The 6,050-nt window shown below is 60.4% G+C and carries 7 protein-coding genes and 1 pseudogene; all 8 read right to left on the bottom strand.

Annotation, left to right across the window (positions count from 1 at the left end):
• Positions 1 to 331: 331 nt before the first annotated feature.
• Positions 332 to 946, bottom strand: coding sequence for a L,D-transpeptidase family protein (locus tag Q427_RS02250; protein ID WP_043510598.1), 615 nt, complete (start codon positions 944 to 946; stop codon positions 332 to 334).
• Between the two features lie 228 nt (positions 947 to 1,174).
• The gene (locus Q427_RS02255) at positions 1,175 to 2,128 is read right to left on the bottom strand and encodes a GspE/PulE family protein (RefSeq protein ID WP_051496056.1); all 954 of its coding nucleotides are present in this window, start codon (positions 2,126 to 2,128) and stop codon (positions 1,175 to 1,177) included.
• Entirely contained in the window at positions 2,125 to 2,415 is a 291-nt protein-coding gene (locus Q427_RS30940) for an ATPase, T2SS/T4P/T4SS family (RefSeq protein WP_051496057.1), read from the bottom strand. The genes Q427_RS02255 and Q427_RS30940 overlap by 4 nt, the downstream gene beginning before the upstream one ends.
• Before the next feature lie 159 nt (positions 2,416 to 2,574).
• A pseudogene (locus Q427_RS02260) lies at positions 2,575 to 4,165 on the bottom strand (ABC-F family ATPase).
• A 177-nt stretch (positions 4,166 to 4,342) separates the two neighbouring features.
• A complete protein-coding gene (locus tag Q427_RS02265; RefSeq protein ID WP_043510600.1) occupies positions 4,343 to 4,774 on the bottom strand; it encodes a hypothetical protein in 432 nt (143 codons plus the stop codon).
• 20 nt (positions 4,775 to 4,794) lie between these two features.
• Positions 4,795 to 5,259, bottom strand: a complete 465-nt coding sequence (locus Q427_RS02270; RefSeq protein WP_043510605.1) for a hypothetical protein — start codon at positions 5,257 to 5,259, stop codon at positions 4,795 to 4,797.
• A 112-nt stretch (positions 5,260 to 5,371) separates the two neighbouring features.
• On the bottom strand, positions 5,372 to 5,845 hold the full coding sequence (locus Q427_RS02275) for a LabA-like NYN domain-containing protein (protein ID WP_043510607.1): 474 nt from the start codon (positions 5,843 to 5,845) through the stop codon (positions 5,372 to 5,374).
• A gap of 5 nt (positions 5,846 to 5,850) precedes the next feature.
• Positions 5,851 to 6,050: DUF6586 family protein (locus tag Q427_RS31905; RefSeq protein WP_043510609.1), on the bottom strand; the 200-nt coding region annotated here is incomplete at its 5' end.

The raw sequence follows: 6,050 nt of genomic DNA on the forward strand, positions 1-6,050 counted from the left end.
GCTGCGAGCTTCGGCGGCATCAGCCTGGGCAGATTCAGCAGTCTGGCGAACTTCATCCAGAGCAGCGTTGGTAGCACAACCGGCCAGAATAGCCATGGATGCTGCAGCGGCGGTGAGCTTCAGGGTGGTCTTCAGAGTCATGGTGTTCTCCTTGAGTCTTCCTTGGTACTGCACGGGTTAGTACAGCGGCGTTAATGAAGCCTGAGATCAGGCTATCCTGCAAATGCAGGAGTCTTGCAGCGACTGCTGCCAAGCACAGGAGTCAAACGCTGTTTTATAATACCTTACGGCGCTTGTCCATAGCTCGAAACGTCCCTTACGCATCTTGAGCCTAGCGGATCACGACGCGAGTGCCAATCCCGATTAGCTCGGATAGCCTTTCGATCTGCTCGTTCGTAACCGCTACACACCCCTGAGTCCAGTGGTAACTGGCATGCACATCAGGGTCTGCCCCACCGAGGCCATGGATACCGATAAACCCACCCAGCACGGTCTGCTGCGGTGGATAGCCGTGGCGCCGATAGTACGCGAAATAATCTTCGTAATCTCGTTCGGTGTAAAGCCCTGATTCAAGGGCCATGCGCGCGTGGGCCGGCGTCGGGTAGTCGAGGCCGATGAAGATGTGCCAATCACTCTCGTTATTGAAGCGATTGACGCGAAATTCGCCCATTGGCGTCACATTACCGCCCTGCAACCGTTCGGGCTTGGCGCCGGCCCTGCCCAGCGAGACGGGAGCAAAACGTTCGACCAGGGTATTGCCGCGAAAGACGGAAAGCACGGCCCGCTCGTCTTCAACCAGCACCCAGAGTTCATCGTCATGACGCGGAACCTGGGCACGCACGAGCAGGGTTTCGATCAAATTGGCCCTGGCGCTGTTGGGTAGCAGCAGCACGAATGGCGCTGACAGGGCAAGCAGGCCGAAATGGCGTCGAGAGACAGAGGTCATCGGCTCCTCGCAGGAGAAGAAGAAAAGCGGAAATCAGGCCTTATGGCGTTGTTATAGCTATCCGCTGCATGGCTGTCAGTCGAAATAGAACTGCAAAAAAATGTAGTCGGTGCAGCCCCTGCCGCTTCAATAGCCTTCAAGGCGCCACCGGCCCGCCACCCAAGACGCACCCTAGATAAGCGCACACGCTTATCTGGTGCACCACTATCTTTGGCAACACAAGCCGTGTCAATGAGAGAGGATAGCCCCCATACGCAGCACCTCGCGCAGTGTTGTGATGCCGGCCTCCGCCTTGGCCAAGCCGTCGGAAAGCATCAACACCTCGCCACGTTCGAGCAGCGCGCGGCGCAATATCGCCTCGTCGGAATGGCGGAGAATTCGGGCATGATCCTCTGGCGTCAGCTGCCAAACCTCGAATACGCCGGTACGCCCTCGATAGCCAAGATCGTTACAATGCGCACACCCCGAGGCAGACCAGACCAAGTCGGGTATCTGCAAGCCGATGGCATCCAGCCATTCGATATCATCGATTTCCGGCTCCCCCTGAATACGACACTGTTCGCATAGTTTGCGTACCAGCCGCTGGGCAATCACCATCCCCAGATTCGCACTGATCTCCCCATCGGTAAGCTCAAGATGGCGCAACGAAGAGATCACTCCCACCGCATCGCGACTGTGCAGGGTGCCCATGAGCGACCTGCCGCTGCTGGCGACATTCAGGCATGCCTGCGCCGAGGCAGGATTTCGCACCTCTCCGATCAGCACATAGTCGGGGTCAAGGCGCAGTACTGAGCGTGTCCCCGTGACAAAGTCCAGTCTATTGTGCCTATCCACCTGTATCTGGTTGATCCCAGGGATCTCGTACTCGACAGGGTCCTCCAGGGTAACCACATGGCTGTCGGTAAGGCGCAACTGGTTAAGCAGCGTGTAGAGCGTCGTCGTCTTGCCTGCCCCGGTTGGGCCAGCCACCAGCAGCATGCCTCCCGTGGCATCCATCCAGCGGCGTATGCCCTGGGCGGCTTGCTCGCCGATGCCCAGGTCGAGCGTATCGCGGAAGGAGTGCGGCGACGTCAGGAAGCGAATGGCCAGCTTTTCGCCTGCCACGCAGTTGACCGCCGTGACACGGAGAAATATCTCCTCGCCGACGTCACCTCGCCAGCTGAACCCTCCCTCGGCGCTCATCCGCGAGGGGACGGGGTTGAGCCCGAGAGCACCTTGAACTGGTTGGCCAGTCGCAGGCCACCGGCAGCATCCATGCGCATGGCATCAATGACCCGACCGTCGATCCGCAACCTGATTCGATACGCAGCCTGAACCGGATCAAGATGCACATCGGTCGCTCGGGCGGCAATCGCATCATTGAGCAACGCATGCGCCTCCAACCCCTCATCCCCGGGCCCCGGCGGATTTTTCAACAGAGAAGCCAGGGACGGCAGTAGCCGTGGATGGCGGTCGGTAGTGGAGCTCATGAGGTCCTCCTGGGCCTGGTGCAGGCACGAAGCCTGAGTTGACGCCTCCGTGGCGCCCTGCCCTGTCAGCCTAGCCACTGTCTCGGTTTCTGCCTGCCCCACCACCGGTCATACGCCGCGACCTGGCCAGCCCTCTACCGCGCCCTCCCTCCTTGCTGGTCAGCCGGTCAGCCCCTGGCTCCTCAGGTAATCCTCATAGCTCCCCGTGAAGTCGACGATGCCGGTGTCGCTCATGTCAAGGATGCGGGTAGCCAACGAAGAGACGAACTCGCGATCATGACTGACGAAGATCAACGTCCCGGGGTAGTGCTCCAGCGCCAGGTTGAGCGCCTCGATGGACTCCATGTCCAGGTGGTTGGTTGGCTCGTCCATCAGCAACACGTTGGGTCGGGTCAGCGTGAGCTTGCCGAACAGCATGCGCCCCTGCTCACCGCCCGAGATGACCTTTACCGACTTCTCGATGTCGTCACTGGAGAAGAGCATGCGCCCCAGGGCACCTCGAATCACCTGTTCACCACCATCGCTCCACTGGGCCATCCACTCGAACAGCGTTGCATCGTTGGAAAAATCGATGGTGTGATCCTGGGCGAAGATGCCCAGCTCCGCGCTGTCGGTCCAGCGCACCGCACCGGCCTGGGGATGAAGATCACCCGCCAGGTCCGCAACAGGGTGGTCTTGCCAATACCGTTGGGGCCGATGATGGCGATGCGCTCTCCGGCCTCGACGGTCATGGAGAGCCCTTCGAACAGCAACGGCTCACCGGCGTACCCCTGGCTCAAGGCCTCGACATTGACCGCGTTGCGATGGATCTTCTTGCCCTGCTCGAAGCGGATGAAGGGGCTGACGCGACTGGAGGGCTTGATGTCCTCGAGCTTGATCTTTTCAATCTGACGCGCCCGGGAGGTGGCCTGCTTGGCCTTGGAAGCGTTGGCCGAGAAGCGGCTCACGAAGGTCTGCAGCTCGGCGATCTGCGCCTTCTTCTTGGCATTGTCGGCATACTGGCGCTCGCGGGCCGCCGTGGCAACGGTCATGTAGTCGTCGTAGTTGCCGGGAAACAGCTTGATCTCGCCATAGTCCAGATCCGCCATGTGGGTGCAGACGCTGTTCAGGAAGTGGCGATCATGGGAAATGATGATCATGGTGCTGCTGCGGGCAGTGAGCACGCCTTCCAGCCAGCGGATTGTATTGATATCCAGGTGGTTGGTGGGCTCATCGAGAAGCAGCACATCGGGATCGGAGAAGAGCGCCTGTGCCAGCAGCACACGCAGCTTCCAGCCCGGCGCCACTTCGCTCATGGGGCCGGCATGCTGCTCGATGGGTATCCCGAGCCCCATGAGCAGCTCACCGGCCCGGGATTCGGCGGTATAGCCGTCCAGTTCGGCAAACCGCACCTCCAGGTCGGCCACGGCCATGCCATCCGCTTCGCTCATCTCCGGCAACGAGTAGATGCGCTCACGCTCTGCCGCTACCTGCCACAGCTCGCGATTGCCCATGATGACGGTATCGATGACCCGTTCGGCCTCGAAGGCGAACTGGTCCTGGCGCAATTTCCCCAGACGAATGCCCGACTCGATCATCACCTGGCCGGACGAGGCTCCAGATCACCTCCCAGGATCTTCATGAAGGTGGACTTGCCGCAGCCGTTGGCCCCGATCAAGCCGTAGCGGTGGCCGTTGCCGAACTTGATGGAAACGTTCTCGAACAGGGGCTTGGCCCCGAACTGCATGGTGATATTGGCGGTGGAGATCACTTAGGAAGGTCCAATCGTAGGGCAAAAGGCAGAGATTGTACCGCGTATGGCGGGGTATATGTGAGGATCCGACGGTCCGACGCTTCGGCACCGCGAACGCTCGCTACAAGCTATCGTCCCGCCGGAGCGGAATCCAGCGGGACGATGACACGGGGCGAGTCGGGGCAGGGGGCAGAGTCAGTCCTGGCGCTCTACGGTAAAGATGCTCTGCAGCTTGTGTTTCTTGCCGTAGATATGGACGGTGGTCTCATCGAAGGGGAAGCGGTCTCGATACTCGCTATGGTTATTGAAACGCGGCTTGTGGGCATTGATCATGGCTGCCGCCAGGCGCTCGCGATTCGGGTGGCCGGCCAGCCCGACGGCATACCATATCTCCTCCCCCGGTTGCAGGAAGGCCTCCCACTTGTCGTGATCCTCATGATGCTCCAATCCGTAGCGGGCACTCCGATGTTCACCCACATAGAGCAGTTCCTGCACGTCCATTTCGTCGCTCTCGGGATCCCTGGCCGCACGAAATACGCAGTAGATACCTGATTCGTCCGGAGTATCATGCAGTTGCTCTCGAGTCCAGTAGCCCAACATCTTGGGAGATAACAGCTGTTCCGACATGGGGTCTTCCTCCTGGTTGCTCAGTAATCCTCGAGGCGCTGCATGTCACGGACGATTCGCCGTACTTCCGCTTCATGCCCGGCAGCGAGGGCATCGAAGAAGGCTCTCTCGTCGCTGCCCCCGGCCAGTTCACTGCGGTGTGCATAGAGATCCTGCAGCGTTCGGTGTGCTGTCAGTGCCGTGGTCAGTACGCCTTGCACACTCCCACTGTCGACCCCTTCGGGCAGACGTTCAAGCACCGGCGCATGGGGGAAATCGTTGGGCTCGTCGAACCAGGCCTCAAGCACGGCGGTGTGATCGCTGCCATCATCCAGATAGCCGACGAGATCGGCCTGCTGCTTGCGCTCACGTTCCGCGAGATAGTCCAACGCCATACGCACACGGTCGTCAACGCCGCTGGCCGCCAGCTGGGTGTAATGATTGGCAAGACGAGCGTGATAGTCAGCCGCCCAATCCACCAATTCCTTGACTTGATGAAAGCGCATACAAAGTTCCCCCGGTATCGTCATTGCCAGCCTGCCTCGGCTCGCCCTTCTTTTATCCTAGTCAAAGTGAAACAAGGAAGCGTTGATGCATATCAACGAGAAGCGATATGCACTAGCGAAGCAGAGAAGAATCGATGGCGATAAAATCGCTGGCCGCACGTATCAGCGAATCAGCGGTCAAGCGCTCCACCCCCACCACGTCCACGGGAATGTCGCAGCGCTGACGGATTCGTTCTACCAGCAAGTCGAAATCGCCATCGCCGGAGACGAGTATCAGCCGATCCGCGCCGGGGGCGGCCTCCATGGCATCCAGCGCAATCCCCACGTCCCAGTCACCCTTGGAGGAGCCGTCGCTACGCTGGATGTAGGGTTTGAGCTTCACGTTGAAGCCGATGCCACGCAGGATGTTCTGGAACTGGCGCTGCCTCGGGTCGCCCCGCTCCACCGCGTAGGCGTTGGCAACGACTACCTCACGCTCGGCAGCGAAGCGTGCCCAGAAGGCGTGATAGTCGAAATGGCGGCCGAAGGCCTGGCGGGTGGTGTAGTAGACGTTCTGCACATCGACGAAGATGGCGACACGCTCCATGGGGACTACCACTCCTCGCTGGTCTCACGCAGGGCGGCGATTTCGCGCTTGGCCTCACTCAGGCAGTTACGCAGTTCGTCTCCGAGTGCCGCCGCACTGCCCACGGCAATCAAGCCTGGGGCAGCTGATCCGCGACGACGTGCCACCCCGCCGCTTTCATGCAGCGCCTCGAGCCGGCTGAGCAGCCAGGCCAGCCAGCTCTCCG

Source organism: Halomonas sp. BC04 (genome assembly GCF_000568385.1).